Annotated in this window: 16 protein-coding genes; 2 read left to right on the forward strand and 14 right to left on the reverse strand. The window is 46.2% G+C overall.

Annotation, left to right across the window (positions count from 1 at the left end):
* Window positions 1–252: 252 nt before the first annotated feature.
* The 7 genes from E5983_RS01490 to uvrB all read right to left on the reverse strand — a co-directional run bounded on the left by E5983_RS01490 (window position 253) and on the right by uvrB (window position 13093).
* Window positions 253–2730: a bifunctional 2',3'-cyclic-nucleotide 2'-phosphodiesterase/3'-nucleotidase gene (locus tag E5983_RS01490; protein WP_160332157.1), complete on the reverse strand. Its 2478-nt coding sequence runs from the start codon at window positions 2728–2730 to the stop codon at window positions 253–255.
* A gap of 204 nt (window positions 2731–2934) precedes the next feature.
* Window positions 2935–3255 (reverse strand): putative heavy metal-binding protein, encoded by a 321-nt coding sequence (locus E5983_RS01495; RefSeq protein ID WP_160332158.1) that lies wholly within the window; start codon window positions 3253–3255, stop codon window positions 2935–2937.
* 146 nt (window positions 3256–3401) lie between these two features.
* Window positions 3402–4907, reverse strand: a complete 1506-nt coding sequence (pyk, locus tag E5983_RS01500) for a pyruvate kinase (RefSeq protein WP_160332159.1) — start codon at window positions 4905–4907, stop codon at window positions 3402–3404.
* Between the two features lie 40 nt (window positions 4908–4947).
* Entirely contained in the window at window positions 4948–5970 is a 1023-nt protein-coding gene (pfkA, locus tag E5983_RS01505; protein WP_160332160.1) for a 6-phosphofructokinase, read from the reverse strand.
* Window positions 5971–6035: 65 nt separating this feature from the next.
* Window positions 6036–9140: a DNA polymerase III subunit alpha gene (locus tag E5983_RS01510; RefSeq protein WP_160332161.1), complete on the reverse strand. Its 3105-nt coding sequence runs from the start codon at window positions 9138–9140 to the stop codon at window positions 6036–6038.
* 204 nt (window positions 9141–9344) lie between these two features.
* Entirely contained in the window at window positions 9345–10997 is a 1653-nt protein-coding gene (gene dnaX / locus E5983_RS01515) for a DNA polymerase III subunit gamma/tau (protein ID WP_160332162.1), read from the reverse strand.
* A 107-nt stretch (window positions 10998–11104) separates the two neighbouring features.
* A complete protein-coding gene (uvrB, locus tag E5983_RS01520; RefSeq protein ID WP_160332163.1) occupies window positions 11105–13093 on the reverse strand; it encodes an excinuclease ABC subunit UvrB in 1989 nt (662 codons plus the stop codon).
* A 146-nt stretch (window positions 13094–13239) separates the two neighbouring features.
* Here uvrB and E5983_RS01525 point away from each other — a divergent pair, with 146 nt between their 5' ends.
* Complete coding sequence (locus E5983_RS01525) at window positions 13240–15426, forward strand: ABC transporter substrate-binding protein/permease (protein ID WP_160332164.1); 2187 nt, start codon at window positions 13240–13242, stop codon at window positions 15424–15426.
* Window positions 15423–16166, forward strand: a complete 744-nt coding sequence (locus E5983_RS01530) for an amino acid ABC transporter ATP-binding protein (protein ID WP_160332165.1) — start codon at window positions 15423–15425, stop codon at window positions 16164–16166. The genes E5983_RS01525 and E5983_RS01530 overlap by 4 nt, the downstream gene beginning before the upstream one ends.
* 55 nt (window positions 16167–16221) lie before the next feature.
* Here the strand turns inward: E5983_RS01530 and E5983_RS01535 are convergent, their stop codons facing one another.
* From E5983_RS01535 to cdaA, 7 genes are all read right to left on the reverse strand, one after another.
* Entirely contained in the window at window positions 16222–17523 is a 1302-nt protein-coding gene (locus E5983_RS01535) for an SH3 domain-containing protein (protein WP_160332166.1), read from the reverse strand.
* A 209-nt stretch (window positions 17524–17732) separates the two neighbouring features.
* Complete coding sequence (locus E5983_RS09680; RefSeq protein WP_262092771.1) at window positions 17733–17876, reverse strand: hypothetical protein; 144 nt, start codon at window positions 17874–17876, stop codon at window positions 17733–17735.
* 9 nt (window positions 17877–17885) lie between these two features.
* Window positions 17886–19199, reverse strand: coding sequence for a GTPase ObgE (gene obgE / locus E5983_RS01540; RefSeq protein ID WP_160332167.1), 1314 nt, complete (start codon window positions 19197–19199; stop codon window positions 17886–17888).
* Between the two features lie 147 nt (window positions 19200–19346).
* Window positions 19347–19475: a DUF4044 domain-containing protein gene (locus E5983_RS01545; protein ID WP_135035593.1), complete on the reverse strand. Its 129-nt coding sequence runs from the start codon at window positions 19473–19475 to the stop codon at window positions 19347–19349.
* Window positions 19476–19545: 70 nt separating this feature from the next.
* Window positions 19546–20901 carry a phosphoglucosamine mutase gene (gene glmM, locus E5983_RS01550; protein ID WP_160332168.1) on the reverse strand — a complete coding sequence of 452 codons (1356 nt, stop codon included), beginning with the start codon at window positions 20899–20901 and terminating at the stop codon, window positions 19546–19548.
* Between the two features lie 2 nt (window positions 20902–20903).
* Window positions 20904–21608, reverse strand: coding sequence for a CdaR family protein (locus E5983_RS01555; RefSeq protein WP_160332169.1), 705 nt, complete (start codon window positions 21606–21608; stop codon window positions 20904–20906).
* Window positions 21598–22449, reverse strand: coding sequence for a diadenylate cyclase CdaA (gene cdaA / locus E5983_RS01560; protein WP_160332170.1), 852 nt, complete (start codon window positions 22447–22449; stop codon window positions 21598–21600). The genes E5983_RS01555 and cdaA overlap by 11 nt, the downstream gene beginning before the upstream one ends.
* Window positions 22450–22480: the final 31 nt, after the last annotated feature.

A 22480-nucleotide genomic window follows, 5' to 3' on the forward strand; every position in this document is an offset into this window, starting at 1 on the left:
CCCCCACCACAGGGAAAGCATCTCATAGAAATTCGAAAGAAGCCGGATTCGGATTGACGTTAAAACCATCTCAACACCCTTATTAAAAAGCTAAATAATAAAAGCCTAAAACTGTCAGTTTTCAGGGATTCCACACAACTTGACAAAGAGCCAAAAAAAGGAGGTCTTTTCAGAAACCTCCCCTTTTTCTCTGGAAAAATAAGCCTCTTTATTCGGGTTTAACGAACTTTCAGCTCATTTCCCTATCTACCTTTATCCCTGTTCTTGTTTCCCTTTCACCAAGGCCTTTGGTAGCAAACCTAAAAGCACAAGACCAAAGCTCATCCACAAGGACTGCTCAGAACCAGTCTTTGGAAGCTGGCCGGCAGCAGCCTGCTCTTTAACTTGAGGTTGGGATGAAGCAACTTTTTGGAAAGTTTGAGCTGGCTGATAAGAAAGCACTTGAGGTCCTTTCACAGTCTCAACCTTAGCTGGTTTGGCAGGTGTTAGCGGTGTTACTTCTGGTTGAGCTGGTTGAACCGGTTGTTCTGGTTGCACAGGCTGTTCTGGTTGAACCGGCTTTTCTTGCTGAACTGGTTGCTCTGGTTCTTTAGGTTCCTCTGGTTGAAGCACAGGGCTATAGTGATAGCGGTATTCTCCGAATCCTTCCAGTACTTCAGAAATCCCTACGAAGGAAATAGCCGGGTTGCTAGCCAAATGTTCCTGTCCTTTTAAGGATGTCAAGAAACGAAGATCCAAACCATTGATGGTGTCTGCAAAGGTCCAGTTTTGGTTTGGACGGGCATCAATCGTTTTTTCAGCAATGATATAATCGATCAAGGCTTGACGGTTTTGCAGATTCAAAAGACGATTTTCTTGGGCATCTTTCACTCCTGGGAACGGTCCGCTGGCACGGTAGTTATTGGTCACCACCATGAAGAGTTGATCATCTGCAACTTCTTGACCTTGATAGCGGAGGTTTCGAACACGGTTGGCTGTTGGGTTGACCAATTCTGCTCCAACAGAGTATTTATTCGGTTGAGTAATATCTAACTCGTAGGTAACCCCATCAATGACGTCAAAGTTATAAGTTCTGAAGGACGTATTGATGATATTTTGTGGTTCTGTCTTGGTAGGATCCACTTGGTTAAATTGACCAGCTGACATTTCCAACCACTCCTTAAGTTGGGCACCGGTAATTTTAAGCAAAGCTACCGTATTATCAAAGACGTAAAGGTCAGCGACATTTTTTATAGCTAGTGGTCCAGCCTTCATATCTGTATAGGCATTCGGATCATTACGAGCTCCGGCCTTAAAGGGGGCTGCTGCTGAAAGTAGGGGCAGGTCACCATCCGGAGTTCCTTCTAGAACTTGTTTGGCATACCACATTTGTGCCTGGTTAACAATCTGAACAGAGGGATCATCTTGAACCAAGGAGAAATAAGAATGGATTGGAGTTGGTGTTTGTCCGACCTCTTGGCGCACATAGCGAATTGTCGCCTCATGAACTTCCTTGGCTAAATTCAGGATACGTTCATCTGCCTTAGTCGACTTGGTATCAATTTTGCGAAGGACTGTTCCAGATTCTTCAACTTGCCAAGCACCTTTGGTATAGTGGAGTTTCAAGTCCATGATTCCCAAATGGTCTCCGTATTTACCAGCCATGGTTACCGGAATTCCATTGATTTTACCATTGACATCGTCAACACCTTTAATCTTAGCGTAGAAACCATTACCTGTTCCAGATGGGAAGTTGGCATGCGAGTGGCCTGTCGCAACTGCATCAACACCTGGAATACCAGCCAATTGGTAACCAATATTTTCTTCACCAACCAAGTAAGTGTCATCGCCAATACCTGAGTGGGACATGACAACAATAACATCTGCTCCCGCCTTGCGCATTTGTGGCACCAAGTCAGTAACTGCTTGAACAGCGTCCAAGGCAATCACCTTTCCTTCCAAATGAGCACGGTCCCAATTCATAATTTGTGGTGGTACAATTCCTGTAAGGCCTACATTCACCGTTACCAATTGACCCTCAGAATCTTTGAAGGCTTTAGGAACAATGACATAAGGGGTGAAGAGATGTTCCTTGGTTTGGGCATCCAAAACGTTGGCGTTTAGAAGCGGTACTTTTGAAGAAGCCACAATCCGACGTAGATAGTCCAGACCGTAGTTAAATTCATGGTTCCCCAAGGCTGCTCCATCATAGTTTAGTTCTTTAAAGGCTGCAAACATCGGATGCTCTTCGCCTTCTTTCACTGGATCCACAACAGCCTTATAGGTTCCAAGCGGTGTCCCTTGGATGGTATCGCCACTATCTACAATCACAACGTTTGAATTTTCAGCAAGTGCTTCTTCCATTAGGACAGCTGTTTTAGCCAAGCCTAACGTCTCCACTTGCATATCTTGATAATAATCATAGTTCACTAGATTGGTATGCAAATCTGTTGTTGCCAAAATCCGCATATCCACTCGTTGACCTTCGACAGGTGGCTTGACTGCCTCTTCCTGAACAGGTTCAGCCAAGACTGTAACCTCTGGTGACTGCTCCTGAACTGGAGTTTCTGAAACTTGCAGAAGAGCCTCTGGACTTGCAGAACTTTCCTGAGCCACTGTCACACTAGTTGCTTCTTGCCCAGCTACAGCTTGAGAATCAGCTGCTTGATCTGCCCGAACCTCTTCAGCGACCATTACTGCTGCTGCCAAACTGAGCAACATCGCAGATTTTTTCAGATATGAATGAACCATGATAACCTCCTAAAACTGTTCGATTCTTGAACATTATAAATGATTCAAAGCCATATTTCAAGATTTTACTAGATTTATCCGAACATTTCACGAACTCGTTTGAAAAAAGTTCTAGATTTAAAAGAAGCTTACAGCCCTATCACTCAACAAAAAAGGTATTGATCGGATTTCGCAAAAAATCTGATCAATACCTCCCGATTACTCCTATTCCACAATGACCGCTGTTCCAGAACAAGTCACCATCATCATACCATTATCGGCACCCAAAATTTCATAGTCCATTTTCATACCGATGATGGCTGTTGCACCCATTTGAGCTGCGCGTTCTTTCATTTCCTCAATCGCTTCTTCGCGAGCAGCTTTGAGTTCATCTTCATAGCCCTTGGAGCGACCACCAAAGACATTGCGAAGACCTGCCCCAATATCTTTAAACATATTGATCCCGGTAACAACTTCCCCGAAAACAATCCCCTTGTAGTCTTGAACCTTTTTTCCTTCGATGGCATTGGTTGTTGTAACAATCATGATTTTCTCCTTTAAAATTTGATTCGAAAAATTTCCGGTACTTCATTGTATCAAAAACTTTTCCAAAATCCTTATTTCTGACAACAAGGCAAAAAGCCTAGACGATCAACTCCTATAGCTAACAGTCTAAGCTTTTTAAGCATTGATTAACGAACAGTACGGATACGCATAGTGTTCGTACGAGAAGCACCCCCAATTGGGACACCGGCAACAATAACGATGTCATCACCAGCTTCTACCAAACCTTGCTCAACCGCGATTTTTTCTGCGATATCAAACATATCATCTGTGTTAGAAGGAGTTTCAGTTGTTACTGGAATAACACCCCAGTTCAACATCAAACCACGCTGAGTCAACTCATCAAATGTGATCGCCAAGATATCTGCATTTGGACGGTATTTAGAGATCAAACGAGCAGTGTGACCTGTCTTAGTCAAGGTAACAACCAATTTAATGTCCATTGAGTTGGTTGCATCCTTAACCGCAGAAGCCATAACTTCAGTCTTAGAGCCACGGTTGAAGTTAGCAGTTGACAAACGACCATACTCATTCAACAAGGTTTGAGCGTTTTTGTCAATTGTCGCCATTGCTGTTACAGATTCCAATGGGTATTTACCGTTAGCAGACTCACCAGAAAGCATAGTTGCATCTGTACCATCAATAACTGCGTTAAAGACATCAGATACTTCTGAACGAGTTGCACGTGGTTTTTCAGTCATGGTTTCCAACATGTTTGTTGCTGTGATAACCACTTTACCAGCTGCATTGACCTTAGTGATGATCATTTTTTGGTAAACTGGAACCATTTCAAATGGTACTTCAATTCCCATGTCTCCACGGGCAATCATGATACCATCCGCTGCTTCGATGATTTCATCAAGGTTGTCAATACCTTGTTGGTTTTCGATTTTCGCAAACAACTTCACATGGCTGTTACCAGTCTCTTCACAGATTGCGCGAACTTCGTTAACGTCTTTAGCTGTACGAACAAAAGAAATAGCGATAAAGTTAATACCTTGCTCCAAACCAAAACGGATGTCCGCGTTATCACGGTCTGCTAGGGCAGGGAAAGGAATCTTGGTGTTAGGGATATTCACACCTTTTTGTTTCGCAATGACACCATCGTTTTCAACTTCAACTTCGAATTCACGAGTAGCATCATCTTTACCAACAACACGAAGACCCAATTTACCATCATCAACCAACACTTGACGGCCAATTTCAACGTCATCGTAGATGTCCAAACCACCAGCAACGTTCAAAGCAATCACGTCACGAGTTGATTGGATTCCTTGCTTAGTTGCAACACGGATTTTCTCACCAGTTACGTAAGAATATTCTTTTGCATCACCTTCGAACAATTCTGTACGAATCTCAGGACCTTTAGTATCCAAAAGGAAACCAACACGTTGGCCTGCGATTTCTTCAGCACGTTTAACAGTTGCCATACGTTCACCTTGCTCTTGGTGGTCACCGTGTGAAAAGTTGAAACGGAAAGTGTTTGCTCCTGCTTCAATCAATTTCGCAATGTTTTGTGCAGATGCTTCAACGTCAAGTTTTTCACCCCAGTAACCATCTTCACCAAAACGTTTTCCACCACGGATTTCAACCGCAGGTCCCAAGGTTGCAACAATTTTAACACGTTTGTTCATTTTATCTGTGAACTCCTTTTTTATTTTATAAAGCCAAATCTTAGAATGTCGCCAAATGACGGTTTAGGTCTGCCAATTCTAGGTCAGCCTTGTGTGGGTTATTAACAATGATCTTACCACCTGCTGCAAGACTGAATAGAGCACCTTCTTCAGCAGTCCCAAGGATTGGGCTCTCAACCATTTTCTCATCGCGGATACCAACCGCAAGTCCACCACGGCCTTCTTTTAGAAGTTTAACCGCATGTGCTCCCATACGAGAAGCTAAGACACGGTCACGTGCAGTTGGAGCACCACCACGTTGGATGTGACCCAGCTCTGTTACACGAAGGTCACGGAGATCTTTTTCGTCCGCAGATTCACGCAATCTTTCACCAAATTCATCTGCTGACATAACGCCTTCAGCAAGAACGATGATATTGTGCTTTTTACCGCTCTCATAGCTTTCACGAATCGTTGCTGCAATCGCATCCATGTCAAAGTTTTCTTCTGGAATGACAATATTGTCCGCACCAGATGCGATACCAGCCCAAAGAGCGATATCACCAGCGTTACGTCCCATAACTTCGATAACGAAAGTACGACGGTGACTAGCTGAAGTGTCGCGGATTTTATCAATCGCATCCATAGCAGTCGTAACGGCTGTATCAAAACCAATCGTGAAGTCTGTTCCAACGATATCGTTATCGATTGTTCCTGGTACTCCAACAGCTGGGAATCCATGTTCAGTCAAACGCATAGCACCGTGGTAAGAGCCATCTCCACCAATTACGACAACACCTTCAATTCCGTGAGCTTTCAATTGCTCAATCCCTTTGAGTTGTCCTTCAAGTTGAGCAAATTCAGGATAACGAGCCGACCCAAGGAAGGTACCCCCACGTCCAACAATATTTCCTACTGAAGCTACATCCAATTCGATAAATTTACCAGCAACCATTCCAGCATAACCTTCTTGGATTCCGTAAACTTCCATACCTTCAGAGATTGCTTGACGAACAACTGCACGAATAGCAGCATTCATACCAGGGGCGTCACCACCACTGGTCAAAACAGCAATACGTTTCATTCTGCTTGAGCTCCTTCTCTTATATTTAAATTCCTAAGCATTATAGCACAGGGCATTTCAAAATTCTAGGGTTTTTCAAGAAAAACCGTTTTCAGAACATAAGGTCCCAGGGCTGTTACTAGCGCTTCTGTTTTGGAAACGCCTTCTTGCAACTGCAAGGTTTCCTTGCCTTCCTGATAGCGTACAATAACCGGAATCGAGCCCGGAAAATTCTTTAGAATCCGAGCCACTTCATGGTCTACTTGATGGTCTTCCAACAAGATCCAGAAGCGCTCCCGCGTCAGTGCCTGGACCCGGTTCAAGACCAGCTGCTTGCGGCCACTCTTGTCCTGCACCTTACCCCACATCTGCAAAAGGGCGCCCGCTTCCAGTAGCTGCTTCTGGGTCCGAAAAACCTCCGGAAAAGCGATAACCTCTATTTTATGACGGGTATCCGTAACCTGAATAAAGGCCATCTGCTCCCCTTTTTTGGTGCGAATCACCCGCAGGTCCAAAATCTCAGCCAAGACTTGAGCCTGGGTCCCAACCTGGAGATCTGCAATCCGCTGAATCTCGGGGCCGGCTTCCTGCAGATAGTCCTTTAGGGGATGAGGGCTCAGACCCACACCTAGCAGCTCCACTTCCATTCGATATTTTTCCAAAGAAGAAAAATCAGCGACGGGCTCCCAAGAATAGCTGGAATCGGCAAAAAGGCTTCCCAACTCTTGGTAGAAGAAGAGAAGGCGGTCCAAATTGGTTAGCAGAGTCGCCCGATTGGGAGCTAGCTGATCAAAGAGACCAATTTGAATCAAGGGCCTCAACAAGTCCGGCTTGAGATAATTGGGGGGCAGTCGGAGAAAGAAATCTTCCAAATCGGCAAAGGGGCGGTGCTCCAGGATCCAGGTCTGCAGATCCCGTGGTAGGCCCTTGAGGCGATCCAAGCCCAAATAAATTGCACCATCCTGAAAACGATCATGAGCCGGAATTGTGTTAATCGTGAGGGCCTGCATCTGAAAGCCGGCATCAAGAGCATCTTCCAAATAGGTCTGGTTGGCAGTGCTCAACATAACCTGGAAAAAGATGTGGGGATAATGGGTTTTAAAATAAGCCAATTGAAAAGCCAGGGCTGAGTAGGCATAAGCGTGACTACGGTTAAAACCGTAACCGGCAAACTTCTCCATCACGGCAAACAGGGCCTTAGCTCGGTCCTGATCATAGCCTTGCTGCAAGGCTCCTTCCACAAAATCAACCTCCATGGCGTGCATTTCTTCTGGCTTCTTCTTCCCCATAGCCCGCCTGAGCAAGTCGGCTTTCCCCAAACTAAAGCCCGCAAATCGTTGCGCCACCTGCATCACCTGCTCCTGATAGAGCATGATGCCATAGGTAGGAGCCAGAATATCGGCGACCGCTGGATCCACTGAAACTACCGCTTCCCGACCATGCTTCCGGGCTACAAAGTTATCAATATAGGCACTGGCTCCGGGCCGGTTCAGACTGGTGGCTGCCACAACTTCTTCAAAGGAGGCAGGTTGAACCCGCCGCAACAGATTGATAGCCCCTGGCTGTTCGAATTGAAAAATCCCCTTGGTCCTACCCGCCGCAAATAATTTGAGAGTTTCCGAATCTTCCAGAGGAATAGCCGCTGGATCCAGCACAATCCCTTCTTCTTTTGCCAGTAAGTCCCGCATGCGCTCTACATAGGTCAAATTCCGCAAACCCAAGAAATCCATCTTGAGCAGACCATTGTCTTCGATCCCCGCCGCATCGTACTGAGTAATGTAAATATCCTCTGCAAATTTAAGCGGGATAAAGTCTGTCAAATCAGCATCGCTCATCACCACTCCGGCCGCATGGACCGAAGTTTGACGGGGTAACCCCTCCAAACGCATGGCCAGCTGTAGAGCACGGCCCAATTCCGGTCGTTCTTGAAACTGACGGCGGAAGGATAGACTCCGCTCCACTACCTGCTGCAATTTTTCACCAAAGCGAATTTGCTTGGTCAAATTGGAAATTTCAAACTCAGGCACTCCCAGTCGTTTGAGAACATCCCGTAAGGCTTGCTTGGCTCCAAAAGTTGAAAAGGTTACAATCTGGGCAGCGTGCATGCTCCCGTAACGATCGCGGACATAGCGTAAAAAGTCTGGCCGATGAATATCCGGAATATCGATATCGATATCCGGAGGACTGAACCGCTCGCGGTTCAAAAAACGTTCAAAAATCAGATTCTTAGCCACAGGATCAATGCCCGTAATATCCAGAGCATAGGCGACCAAACTGCCTACAGCCGAACCCCGTCCCATCCCCATGTAATAACCTTGACGGCGGCCAAAGGCCAACAAATCCCAGACAATCAAAAAATAATCATCAAAGCCCATTTCATGGATAACAGATAACTCCTCTTCCAAACGTTGCAAATAGGCTGGTCCTTGCAACTGTTTGGCGGCTAACCCCGCCAAAGCCACCTCTCTTAGTTCCTCCACGGCTGGTTTTTGAGGATTGAAACGCGGCAGTTTCAAACTACGATCCAAGTCATAATGGACACCTGCAACCAAACTCTCCAAATTCTCCCAAGCTCCAGGAAAACGAGCTTGATAGGCTGCTTTCAATTCCTGAGCCGGAAGCAAAATCTGCCCACGGTAGCGCACAGGCGTTTCCACAAGCGTTTGGTTCTGTTTAATGGCTTCCATCACCTGCAGAACCTCTAAATCCTGAGCCTCCAGGTAACGAACTGTTTGTAAGGGAAGCAGGGGACGGTCACTAGTCGGAAGTGGGCTATCCAAGGCCACTCCCAGAAAATAGGGGCGGCCTAAATCGGGCTCTTCCTGCCCCGGTTGGAAGGGCCAAATCAGGGCTAGATCCTGGGTAAACTCCACCAAGTCTTCCCAAGCAGTTTTACCTAAATTGCGTTGGGTCGCCAACTTCAAGAGATTTTGATAGCCCCGGGTAGACAGGGCCAAGACCCTCAGATCCAATAGCTGCTCACCCAAGCGAGTAGTAAGAGCCATACCTACTAAGGGCTGGATTCCAACTCGCTCAGTCATCTCTAAAAAGGCATAGGCTCCATAAAGATTGTCTTGATCCATCAGTCCCAGACTCTGATAGCCTAGGGCCTTGGCTTTTTGCAGATAGGCTGCCAGAGTTAGATTACTTTCCAAAAAGCTATAAACTGATCGTGTATCTAACTGAATCATACACACCTCCATTTGCTCTGAGAGGGGAGTGGGACAGAACTAATTTTTCTCAAAATTAGTTCGTAGTCCCACCCCCGCAAGGTTGATTAGGTCGGGTTCGGAGCCTAAAAGGCGAACGAAACTGCCAATCAACTACTGCGTCAAAGGTATTTTGCTAATCATAAAGAGAGAGGCTAGACTTTTGTCCCAGCCTCCTCTCTTAACTTAGTCATCTTGAATCACAACCTGTGAAGCCAAAAAGGAAAACTGCTCAGGAATAGGTGACTTTTCTTTCTCTTCCTGCTTTTGTTGGCGGTTTTTAGCAGCGAAATTCTGGCGCAATTGTTGCCAATCTGCCATTGAAATAGCAAGGATTTCTGGAGAAAAGCCCGCAGCCTGGCTGAGAATATTGCCAAAGGTCACATTGAGGTTGTCCCGTTTCATGGTTTGTTCTGCATTAAAGGCCGATTCAAAGGCTAAAATCGCATGGTGCTCATTGGCAGCCACCGGCTGGGAACCCTCCAAAAGCGCTTTATCAGCCCCCGAAAGACTTTCAATGATTTCCCCCCAGGCTCCCTGTAACTTGGTCAGGTTGGCACGTGCCAACACTGGGTTCTCAACAGCCTCTTCGAGGATTTTAATAAAGCGACTTTTATCTAGTTTGACTCTAGTTTCTGGGCGAGTTGTGGCCGGATTGGATTTTAAGGATTGGACTTGACTGACCCCAGTCCTTTTGAGTTGGGCAACTTCTTCTTTAAGGGCCGTTACCTCTGCTTGCAGCCGGGCCACTTGGGGACCGGCTGCTTTGTCAGAAGTAGGTTCGTCCAGAAGTTGAACCGTAATCATCTCTAGGGCGAGACGGGCTTGACTCAGCTGGCGCAGGGTTTGATTGGCTTGGATCAAGATTCCCAGCATATCCAGGAGCCGGTCACGCGCCAACTCCTGATTCTCTTGAAACAGAGGTGAGCGATCTGTAAAGGTCAAACCAGCTTGACTTAGTAGCAAATCGCGAAAATAAGCCAAGAGATCATCCAAGAAGCGGGCCGGCTGTTTGCCACTGTCGAGAATGGTGTTCAGATGATCCATGGCTTCTTCCAGATCTCGATTGCGAAGGCCTGCTACATAGGCATCTAAAGCCCTCAGACTAACAGAACCTGTGATTTCCTCGACCACATCCAAGCTGAGGCTAGAGCCGTCCAACAAACTGAGAGCTTGATCCAGAAGCGACAAGGCATCCCGCATCCCACCTTCTGCACGACGGGCAATCAGACTTAGGGCTCCCGGCTCAGCTTCCAAGCCCTCCTGGGCTAAAATCCATTCCAAGTGGCCCACAATATCGGGGACTTTGATGGACTTGAATTCAAAGCGTTGAACTCGGGAAAGAATGGTTGCCGGAATCTTGTGCAGCTCTGTTGTTGCCAGAACAAAAACCAAGCCTGGGCTAGGTTCCTCCAGGGTTTTGAGGAGGGCATTAAAGGCACCAGTTGAGAGCATATGCACCTCGTCAATAATATAAACCTTATAACGGGCTAGACTGGCAGCATAGGTTGACTTGTCACGAATATCACGGATTTCATCCACACCATTGTTACTGGCTGCGTCAATCTCAATCACATCTTCCAGACTTCCCAAGGTAATGGCCCGGCAGATATCACAGATATTACACGGTTCTCCGTCCACCTGATTGGGACAGTTCATAGCCTTGGCAAAAATTTTAGCTGCCGACGTTTTTCCGGTTCCTCGGGGACCCGAAAATAGATAGGCATGGCTGATTTTCTCTGTAGCCACAGCCTGGCGAAGACTTTGGGAGACAACAGGCTGCCCCACCATTTCTGCAAAGGTTTGGCTCCGATATTTACGATAGAGGGCTTGGTACACCTGCTTCCTCTCTTTCCATTTTTGATAGTTGGATTCTGATGGTCACATCTCATTCGCTCTGACCATCAGAATCCTCATAAGTTTATTGTTTATTATACCACGAAAGGCTAGTCTAAGGCCTTGATTTCGAGAATCATATCGCGGATCTGAGCCGCCAATTCGAAATCGAGAATCCCCGCCGCTTCCTGCATCTGATCCTCCAATTTCTTGATCGCTTCCTTGCGCTCTTTTTTGGTCATGCTTTCGAAGTCTGGAGTTTCCTCTTGCTCCGGTAAGGTTGCCTTGGTTACACTGATGAGGTCGCGAATTTCTTTCTTAATGGTTTGTGGTGTAATACCATGTTTTTCATTGTATTCCATCTGAATCGCCCGCCGACGTGCGGTTTCTTTCATGGCTTTTTTCATGGACTCTGTTTCCATGTCCGCATACATGATGACATGCCCCTCACTATTACGGGCGGCCCGACCAATGGTCTGAATGAGCCCCCGTTCATTCCGTAAGAAACCTTCCTTGTCCGCATCCAAGATGGCTACCAAACTAACCTCAGGAACGTCAATTCCCTCCCGCAGGAGGTTGATTCCAATCAAGACATCAAAAACACCGAGTCGAAGATCGCGGATGATTTCCGTCCGTTCCAAGGTCTTGATATCAGAGTGCATATACTTGACCTTCACGCCCATTTCCTTAAGATAGTCGGTCAAATCTTCCGCCATTTTTTTGGTCAGGGTCGTGATAAAGACCCGCTCATTTTTCTCAACCCGCTCATGAATTTCTCCTAGGAGATCCTCCATTTGCCCGTGCGTTGGCCGCACCTCAACCTCCGGATCCAACAGACCCGTTGGCCGAATGATCTGTTCCACAATCGTCTCCGTTTCTTCCATTTCATAATCTCCCGGTGTTGCCGAAACATAGACAATTTGATGAACATGTTGCTCAAATTCCTCACGCCGAAGCGGCCGATTATCCAGAGCACTTGGCAGACGGAAGCCATGATTGACCAACATCTCCTTCCGCGATCGGTCCCCATTGTACATCCCCTTGATTTGCCCCATGGTCATATGCGACTCATCGATCATAATCAGGAAGTCCTCTGGGAAGAAATCCAAGAGCGTATACGGCGGCTCCCCTTCCGAGCGACCATCCATATGCCGAGAATAATTCTCGACCCCATTGGTATACCCCATCTCACGCAACATCTCGATATCATAATCCGTTCTTTGTTTCAAACGCTGCGCTTCAAGAAGCTTACCTTCCTTCTCAAATTGGTCTAACTGCTCGACCAACTCCGCCTGAATCTTGGCAATCGCCATCTCCAAATGCTGATCATTGGTCACGAAGTGAGTCGCAGGATAAATGGCTAGATGGTCAACCTCCCCCAAAACCTGACCGGTCAAGGCTTCAATTTCCCGAATCCGGTCAATTTCATCGCCAAAGAACTCTACCCGAAAGGCATGCTCATCACGACTGGCCGGAAAAACTTCAACAATATCCCCCCGGACCCGGAAACGCCCCCGTTGGAAATCAATATCGTTACGTTCAAATTGAATATCTACCAAGTTATTAAGGAGCTGATCCCGCGAAATCAACTGACCAGGCCGTAAGCTCACAACCTTGTCCGCGTACTCCTTGGGCGAACCCAAACCATAGATACAGGAAACAGAGGCCACCACAATGACATCATTACGCTCTAGCAAAGCAGAGGTTGCCGAGTGGCGGAGCTTATCAATTTCATCATTGACCGAGCTATCCTTCTCAATATACGTATCGCTGGACGGCACATAGGCTTCCGGCTGGTAGTAGTCATAATAGGAAACAAAATATTCAACCGCATTTTCTGGGAAAAATTCTTTAAATTCTCCGTAGAGCTGCCCTGCTAGGGTTTTATTGTGGGCAATCACCAAGGTCGGTTTATTAACCTTGGCAATCACCTGGCTCATGGTATAGGTTTTTCCCGTTCCTGTGGCTCCCATGAGAATTTGCGCCTTCTCGCCACCCTCAATATTATCGACCAATTCAGCAATGGCTTGGGGTTGATCCCCGGATGGTTGGTACTTGGAAACCAACTTAAATTGATTATTTTCTATTCTTTCAATCATAGTACACCTCGACTCTTATTTTACCATCTTTCATCCGCTAAATCCCGATTTTGTTATGGCAGAACTTCTGACATGAAAAAGAGCAAATTTGCATCCTAGCCCTCTTTTTGGTATAATTTTAAAATATTCTAAAAGGAGATGCCGAAATGAAGAAAAAACTTCTAAGTCTCTTGTTACTAATATTCCCCTTATTTGTAACAAGCGGCGTGCAGGCAGCTGATACCATTAAGATTGTATCAGATACCGCTTATGCACCATTTGAATTTAAAGATTCAGATCAAGTCTATAAAGGAATCGACGTCGATATTATCAAGGCAGTCGCAGAGAAAAAAGGATGGAACTACGAACAAAGTTATCCTGGCTTCGATGCGGCTGTTAATGCGGTTCAAGCAGGTCAAGCTGATGCCATCATGGCCGGTATGACTGCAACCGAAGAACGTAAAAAAGTCTTCACCATGTCCGACACCTACTACGATACAAAAGTAGTCATCGCAACCCTTAAGGGAAAAGGGATTACAGACTACAGCCAACTGAAAGGGAAAACAGTTGGGGTTAAAAACGGAACCGCTGCCCAGCGCTTCCTCGATAACAATAAGGACAAATATGGCTACGAAATCAAAACCTTCGACACTGGAGATTTGATGAACAACAGCCTACAAGCAGGGGCTGTGGATGCCATCATGGACGACAAACCTGTCCTCCAATATGCCGTTGACCAAGGTCAAAACCTGGAAATCAACATGGACGGGGAAGCCGTTGGAAGCTTTGCCTTTGGGGTTAAAAAAGGTAGCGACAAGGAATACCTCGTTGAAGAATTTAATGAAGCCCTAGCTGAAATGAAAGAAGACGGTAGCCTAGAGCAAATCATCCAAACTTGGACTGGTGGCTCCAGCAATTCCGTTGCCGCTAACATTCCAGAAACTGCCACAGCGGCCGGTCAACAAGCAACACCGGTCAAGAGTGAATACAAGATTGTCAGCGACTCTTCCTTCGCACCTTTTGTCTTCCAAAACGATTCCAATGAATATACTGGAATTGATATGGAGTTGATCCAAGCCATCGCCAAAGATCAAGGCTTTACGATTTCTGTCACCAATCCTGGGTTTGATGCAGCTGTTAACGCGGTCCAAGCTGGACAGGCTGACGGAATCGAAGCGGGTATGTCCATCACTGATGAACGTAAAAAAACCTTTGACTTCTCCGATCCTTACTACATCGCCAATGCGATTATCGGGGTTAAGAAAAACAGCACAATTGCTTCTTATGAAGATCTCAAGGGTAAAACCGTTGGGGTTAAAAACGGAACAGCTTCCCATGATTTCCTAACCGAAAACAAGGATAAATACGGCTATAACATCAAGGTCTTTTCCGAAGCTGCTTCAATGTATGATAGCCTAAACACCGGCTCTGTCGAGGCCATCATGGATGATGAACCAATCATCAAATATGCCATCAACCAAGGTCAAGACTTGGCAACTCCTATTGCTGGAATCCCAGTTGGGGAATACGGCTTTGCCGTTAAAAAAGGAACAAATCCCGAATTGATTGAAATGTTCAACAACGGTTTGGCTAACCTGAAAGAAAATGGGGAGTACGAAAAGCTTCTCAACAAATATTTAGGAGCTTCTACTACAAGCAACAACCAATCATCCAACGTTGATGAAACATCTATTTGGGGCTTGCTCCAAAACAACTATAAACAATTGCTAAACGGTCTCTGGATCACTATTTCCTTGACTTTAATCTCCTTTGCCATTGCCATGGTTATCGGAATTATCTTCGGAATGTTTAGCGTCAGTCCAGTCCCTGCTTTGCGGACTGCAGCAACTATTTTCGTCGATGTAGTTCGAGGAATTCCTTTAATGATCCTCGCTGCTTTCATTTTCTGGGGAATCCCTAACTTGATTGAAAGCATGACCGGTCAACAGTCTCCAATCAATGACTTTGTAGCCGGTGTGATTGCTCTGTCTCTTAACTCAGGTGCTTATATTGCCGAGATTGTACGGGGTGGTATTCAAGCCGTTCCTGCCGGTCAGATGGAAGCCAGTCGCAGTTTAGGAATCTCTTACAGCAAGACCATGCGGAAGATTATTCTTCCCCAAGCTGCTAAGATTATGCTTCCAAACTTCATCAACCAGTTTGTCATTGCCCTAAAAGATACAACCATCGTATCGGCTATCGGTTTGGTGGAGCTCTTCCAAACAGGGAAAATTATCATTGCCCGAAACTATCAAAGTTTCCGAATGTATGCAATCCTAGCTGTGATCTACCTCATCTTAATTACTTCTCTCACTCGCCTAGCGAAACATCTAGAAAAGAGGACCAGTAAATGAGTAAACAATTGAAAATTGATGTAAATGACCTTCACAAGTACTATGGGAAAAATGAGGTCCTAAAAGGCATCACCACTCAATTCTATGAGGGAGATGTGGTCTGTATCATCGGCCCTTCTGGTTCTGGAAAATCAACTTTCCTCCGCAGTCTCAACCTGCTGGAAGAGGCGACCAGCGGCCATATTACAGTTAATGGTAAAGACCTCACCCTTCCCACAACGGATGTTGATAAGGTTCGGGAAGATATCGGAATGGTATTCCAGCACTTCAATCTCTTCCCCCACATGACTGTTCTTGAGAACATCACCTTCGCTCCAATCGAACACAAACGGATGACCGAGGCTGAAGCTAAATCTCTTGGAATGGAATTACTCGAGAAGGTGGGCTTGGCTGAAAAAGCTGATGCCGTGCCTGACAGTTTATCCGGTGGACAAAAGCAACGGGTGGCCATTGCCCGTGGTCTCGCTATGAAACCTGAAATCATGCTCTTCGACGAGCCAACCTCTGCCCTCGACCCTGAGATGGTTGGAGACGTACTAAATGTTATGAAAGACCTGGCCAAACAAGGAATGACCATGATTATCGTAACCCACGAGATGGGCTTTGCCCGTCAGGTAGCCAATCGAGTTATCTTCACCGCAGACGGTGAATTCCTTGAAGATGGACGCCCAGACGAAATCTTTGATAATCCACAACACCCACGTTTGAAAGACTTCCTTGATAAGGTCTTGAATGTGTAAACAAATGAAAAATCCAGGAAAGCCATCGCTTTCCTGGATTTTTTGACTTTACAAATTAGAAGGGAAGAGCCACGTAACGGCGAACTCCTGAGGCAGAGATGTAACTGAGCCAGTTTCGACCTTCTGCTTGGATAAGCCGATCATAGTTCACAGACATGCCTTTTTCATAGAGAGCTACAGCCTCTGCAGCAGCTTGAGGTTGGTTTTTAACCAAGGCATCTGCTCGAAAGACGTAGCTACCAGATGCTGGTAGACCAGAAACTGCTACCTTCGCTGCTTCCTTGACCACTGGCTTGGCTTCAACTTTAGGAGCTGAAGCTAATTTTTCAAGAGCGATGTAATGGCGGTTGCCGCTATAGCTAAGATAGCTGAGCCAACGGTAGCCATCAGATTCTACAACCTTGTCATAGTTAACAGAGCTACCCTTGTCGTAATAGGCCACATCAGGACTGGCCACACGTGCTTCTTTTTTAATGCCATAGCGGCCATCAAAGCGGAAGTTACCAGATGCTGCTAGACCAGATGCCTCTACTTTAGCGTTTTCCTTAACCACTGGTTTAGTTTCAACTTTCGCTGCTTCCTTGACCACCGGTTTGGCTTCAACTTTAGGAGCCGAAGCTAATTTTTCAAGGGCGATATAGTGGCGGTTGTCGCTATAGCTGAGGTAGCTGAGCCAACGGTAGCCATCAGATTCTACAACCTTGTCATAGTTAACAGAGCTACCCTTGTCGTAATAGGCTACATCAGGACTCGCTACACGCGCCTCTTTTTTGATGCCATAGCGGCCATCAAACTGGAAAGTACCTGAGGTTGGTAAAGCAGGTTCAAGCTCTTTTTCAGGCTGAGGAGCTACTGCTGGTGCAGTTTGAACCCCTATTGGAGCGTAGCGACGTTGGCCACTATAGGACTTATAAGACAACCATTGATAACCTTCTTGATTATGGAGTTGATCATAATGGACTTGGTCTCCTGCTTGGAGGTAAAAGGCCACATCCGCATCCTTGGACAGTTCATTCTTAACACCAACAGTTTCCGCAAAGGTGTAAGCACCACTTGCAGGCAAATCTTGAGCTGGGTGCTCTGGGAACTCTTGTAGTTGGTCAGCAGTCAATGATACAGAGATAGCTTGTGGCTGAGCTGGCGCTGCATAAACCACATCTCCCAAAGAAGGAACCGAGTGGTTCTCAACAAGCTCACTTTGCGGCGCAAGCTGTGGAGTTTCAACCGACAATTGATCTGCAGCAACTGTCGAACCTGCTCCCAGCAGCACAGTTCCAAGCGCAATTGAAGTAACACCGATGCTATATTTACGAATAGAATAACGTTGAACTGGATTCCATAAATCTTTGGCTTTCATAACTTGCCTCCTCGCTTTCTAGAGGTAACCTTTTTTATTATTGTTACATGATTGTTGCTTTATGCTTCAATTATAACAAATGATTACAGTTATGTCACGAATTTGTCGGTTTTTTGAAATATTTTTTAAAAAATGAATCGGCCTAGCAAAAAGCCCTAGATAACAGCCTATATCTGCTACCTAGGGCCCTTTTATTTCAAATTTTACTCTTACTTGGCTTCGCGTTCCAAACGTAATTTTCGATTAGGATTTAGAGTATTAAAGAGGGCTTCCAACTTCTCTTCTGTCCAGACATCTGCGGCTGAAACAAAATTCCCCTCTGCATCTTTAAAGGATATCGGTTTATCTCCCACAAACTCCTCCTAATCCACAAATTCAAATTCAAAGTTGCCAATTCGAACCAAATCACCATCCCGGGCTCCACGCTCCCGCAGGGCCTCATCAACGCCCATTCCCCGCAACTGGCGGGCAAATTTCATCACCGCTTCATCTCGGTCGAAGTTGGTCATAGTGAAGAGTTTTTCTAATTTGGCTCCAGACAGGATCCAAGTTGCATCGTCATCCCGTGAAATTTCAAAGGCAGCTTCTTCTTGGTCAAAGCCATAGTAAGCCTCTTCTTGGTACATGTCATTGCTGTCATACAATAGAAACTCAGGTGTTTTGGCCAAGAGATCCGCACTGGCATCAAGGACTGGTCCCAAGCCTTTTTTGCTGATTCCGGAAACTGGGAAAATCATTGGAAGTTCATCAAACTCGTCGTAGTTGGCGGCTAGTTTTTCCTTGAAGGTCGCCAAATTTTCCTCACTGTCTGGCATATCCATCTTATTAGCCAAAATGATTTGTGGGCGTTCCATCAAGCGGAGATTGTAGGACTCCAACTCCTTATTAATGGCCAAATAATCTTCATAAGGATCGCGTCCCTCACTGGCACTCATGTCAATAACATGCCAGATCACGCGCGTCCGTTCAATGTGGCGAAGGAACTGGGTTCCAAGACCAACACCTTGACTAGCACCTTCAATCAAACCAGGCAGGTCGGCGACCGCATAGGAATCCCCACTTGGAGTTTGAACCATTCCTAGATTAGGGACAATGGTAGTAAAGTGGTAAGCCCCAATCTTAGGTTTGGCAGCAGTAATAACTGAAAGCAGGGTCGACTTCCCAACCGATGGGAAACCAACCAAGCCGACATCCGCCAAGATTTTCAATTCCAAGAGCAACTCCCGTTCCTGGCCAGGCTCTCCGTTTTCTGAAATTTCTGGTGCAGGGTTACGAGGGGTCGCAAAGCGGATATTCCCACGACCACCGCGACCACCTTTGGCGACGATAAATTCTTGATCCTGTTCAATCAAGTCTGCCAAGACCTTACCTGACTCTAGGTCACGAACGGTTGTTCCAGGAGGAACAGCCACATACAAGTCCTCGGCGCCACGCCCGTGCATCCCTTTATTCATCCCTTTTTCACCGGCTTGAGCCTTGAAATGACGATTATAACGGAAGTCCATCAAGGTTCGTAAACCTTCATTAACCTTAAAAATGACGTTGCCACCACGACCCCCGTCACCTCCCCAAGGTCCGCCATTAGGGACATACTTTTCACGACGGAAGGCAACCATGCCATCGCCACCCTTTCCTGCCTTCACCTTAATTTTGGCAGTATCTAAAAACATACTCATTGTTCCAATTCCTCCTACAGGATAAAAAGGGGAGTGGGGTTGAAAAGATTCCCCGAACCTTTTCAATCCCACCCCCACACAGTTCATTAGGACCGGCTCAGTGCCTAAAGGCAAACCAAAGACTGCCTTCATTTCACTTCTTCATTCCTAGATTAATGCAGAAATAGCCGTCATGAAAATAGCTCCGACTGTCACCAGAACCATAATAATCACAACCAACATGGTTAATTTCTCAAACGGGGACTTCTTACGCTTCCCTGTATCACCAAATGCCATGGTAACTCCTTTTTCTACTTCAAATACTTATTTCATTCTATCACGCTTCTAGTTCCAAAACAAGAAGAAACTAGGCATCCAAGCCGATTTCCTCTCGAACAACGGCTGCGATGGTATCTACGTAATAGTCAACTTCTGCATCTGTTGGTGCCTCAGCCATTACCCGCAGAAGTGGCTCCGTGCCACTTGGCCGAACCAAAATCCGACCATTCCCTGCCATCTCTTCCTCCATCTTGGCAATAATTGCCGCAATCGCAGGAACTTCCATGGCTTGGTCTTTCATCTTATTATCAACACGAATATTGACTAGTTTTTGCGGATAAATTGTCACCTGGGCTGCTAATTCAGACAGGGTCTTCCCGGATTCCTTCAGAATCTTAGTTAATTGAACACCGGTTAGCTGACCATCACCAGTTGTATTGTAGTCCATCAACACAACGTGGCCTGACTGCTCACCCCCAAGATTAAAGCCAGAGCGACGCATTTCTTCAACAACATAGCGGTCGCCAACAGCCGTCACTGCCTTATCAATCCCATGGGCATCCAGGGCCTTATGGAACCCTAAGTTGGACATTACAGTCGTTACAATGCTATTTTTAGCCAATTTACCTTCTTGCGCTAGGGCTTGTCCTAAGATAAACATGATTTCATCTCCATCGACAATTTGCCCTTTTTCATCAACAGCAATCAAGCGGTCAGAATCCCCATCAAAGGCTAGCCCTAGATCGGCTCCTTTTTCAAGAACCAAGTCTTGCAGTTTTTCTGGATGGGTTGATCCAATTTGATCATTAATATTGAGACCATCTGGTTTTTCTCCAATGACGCTCAGTTGAGCGCCCAGATCTGCAAAGACCTGGCGGGCACTTGTAGAGGCAGCTCCGTTAGCTGTGTCCAAAGCAACGTGCAAACCTTCGAGGGGGCTACCGGTTGAAACCAGAAATTCTTGGTATTTCCGTAGACCTTCCGGGTAGTCCATGACTTGCCCCAAACCTTGGGCACTTGGACGAGGCAATTGATCTGCTGGCGCATCAAGCAGAGCTTCAATCTCCAATTCTCGTTCATCATCCAATTTAAAGCCATCACCACCAAAGAACTTAATCCCATTATCTTGGGCCGGATTATGACTGGCCGAAATCATAACACCGGCGCTAGCCTTCTCTGTCCGTACCAAATAAGCGATCCCAGGTGTTGCAATCACACCGAGTTTGTAAACTTGGATTCCGACGGAGAGGAGGCCCGCAATCAAGGCATTCTCCAACATCTCTCCAGAGATCCGAGTGTCGCGTCCAACAAAGACACGGGGTGTCCCTTCTTCGTGCTGGCTCAACACATAGCCACCAAAACGTCCTAAGCGGAAGGCCAATTCGGGTGTTAATTCCACATTTGCTTCACCACGAACACCGTCTGTTCCAAAATATTTTCCCATGATTACTTTTTCTCCTCAGTTTTTAATTGAATACGAATCGCAATTGTCTCTGGCTCAATGACACTTGGAACTACTTCTCCACTAACATCAAGGGCCTGAAGACTAACCTCACCATTGTAATTTTTCGTGGTCCCCCAATCATCTGGTAAGACCATCCGGACAGCCGCAATTTGATTCAACAAATCTTCATTGGTTGTCACTGTCACTTCTCTATCCCCATCTGCCAGCTGTACATCTGCTCCATTCGGCAACTGACTTAGGAAACTAGCTAAGTCGATTTTAAAGGTCTTGGATTTCTTGAGTCCAATCGTCCCGCTAATAGTCGCTGGATCCACCTTGGCAGTCACCCCGCTGGTCAAATGCTCCACCGTGACGGGAACCTCTACCAAGCCAGGCGATTCCTTGGTTAAATCCAGAACAATCCTGAAGGTTCGCGAAGACTCTTGGGTTTCTGTCGACAGGAGAACGCGATTGGACGATGATAAATCAATATTGACTTCCGAGGCAAAACCAGATACGAAGTACTTCTCCGAGTCATAGCGGAGCACCAAGGGAACCCCCTTAATCGTATTCGTATAGGTTTCTGTCGCAATGTCCCCACTAGTTCTCGCCTGGGTTTGGTATTGACTAGTAGAAGCGTAGAAAAACAAAATCAAGGATAAAAAAATCGCTAAGAGACCATAGATCCAGGAACGATTAGTCTTCATACTTTCTCCTCCTTAATAGTGGCGCTAGGACATCAGGCCGGGCTTCTTGAACCGCAAAGAAGTCCTCTAAGACAGCCCGCAGTTCTGCTGGGGTCACATCGTGAATCAAATTACCATTACGGGTGTAGGAAATTTCTCCGGTTTCTTCTGATACCACAACCGTCAAGGCATCACTAGCTTCTGAGAGTCCCACGGCTGCCCGGTGCCGGGTCCCAAAATTCTTAGGAATTCCACCAGACTCAGACAGGGGTAGGTAGGCCGAAGCCGCTGCAATTTTATTATCTGAAAGAATCACTGCTCCATCATGAAGAGGCGTATTCGGGATAAAGATGTTAATCAAAAGTTCCCCGCTAATCTGCGAATCGAGGGCAATCCCTGTCGCAATGTATTCTTGAAGCGTCTGAGCCCCTTCAATCGAAATGAGCGCTCCAATCTTCCGAGGGCACATATAGGTCACAGCCTTCATCAAGGCATCAATAGTTTTTTCTTCCGACGTCTGAGTTCGGGTATTAAATAAGTCCAAAGTCCGGCCCAAACGCTCCAAGCCTGAACGAATTTCTGGCACAAAAATAACCACGGCTGCAATGACCCCATAGGTGACCACTTGATTCATCAGCCAGGCGACTGTTGTCAGGCCAATTAAATTGGCTAAAATTTGCAGGGCTACAAATAGCAGAACCCCACGAACCAAGGTCATGATTTTAGTACCAGCTAGGGCTTTAATAGCAAAATAAAGCGCAATAGCAACCAGCGCAATGTCTAAGAGTTGGATGAGGATCGCCCAGGGACTGGAAAAAAAACTTTGCCAATACTGGGGATCCCCTAAATATCTAAAATTCATACCCTAAGATTCTCCACTTCTGTTCTCAATC

The organism is Streptococcus danieliae, assembly GCF_009767945.1.
GTDB classification, from domain to species: Bacteria; Bacillota; Bacilli; order Lactobacillales; family Streptococcaceae; genus Streptococcus; species Streptococcus danieliae.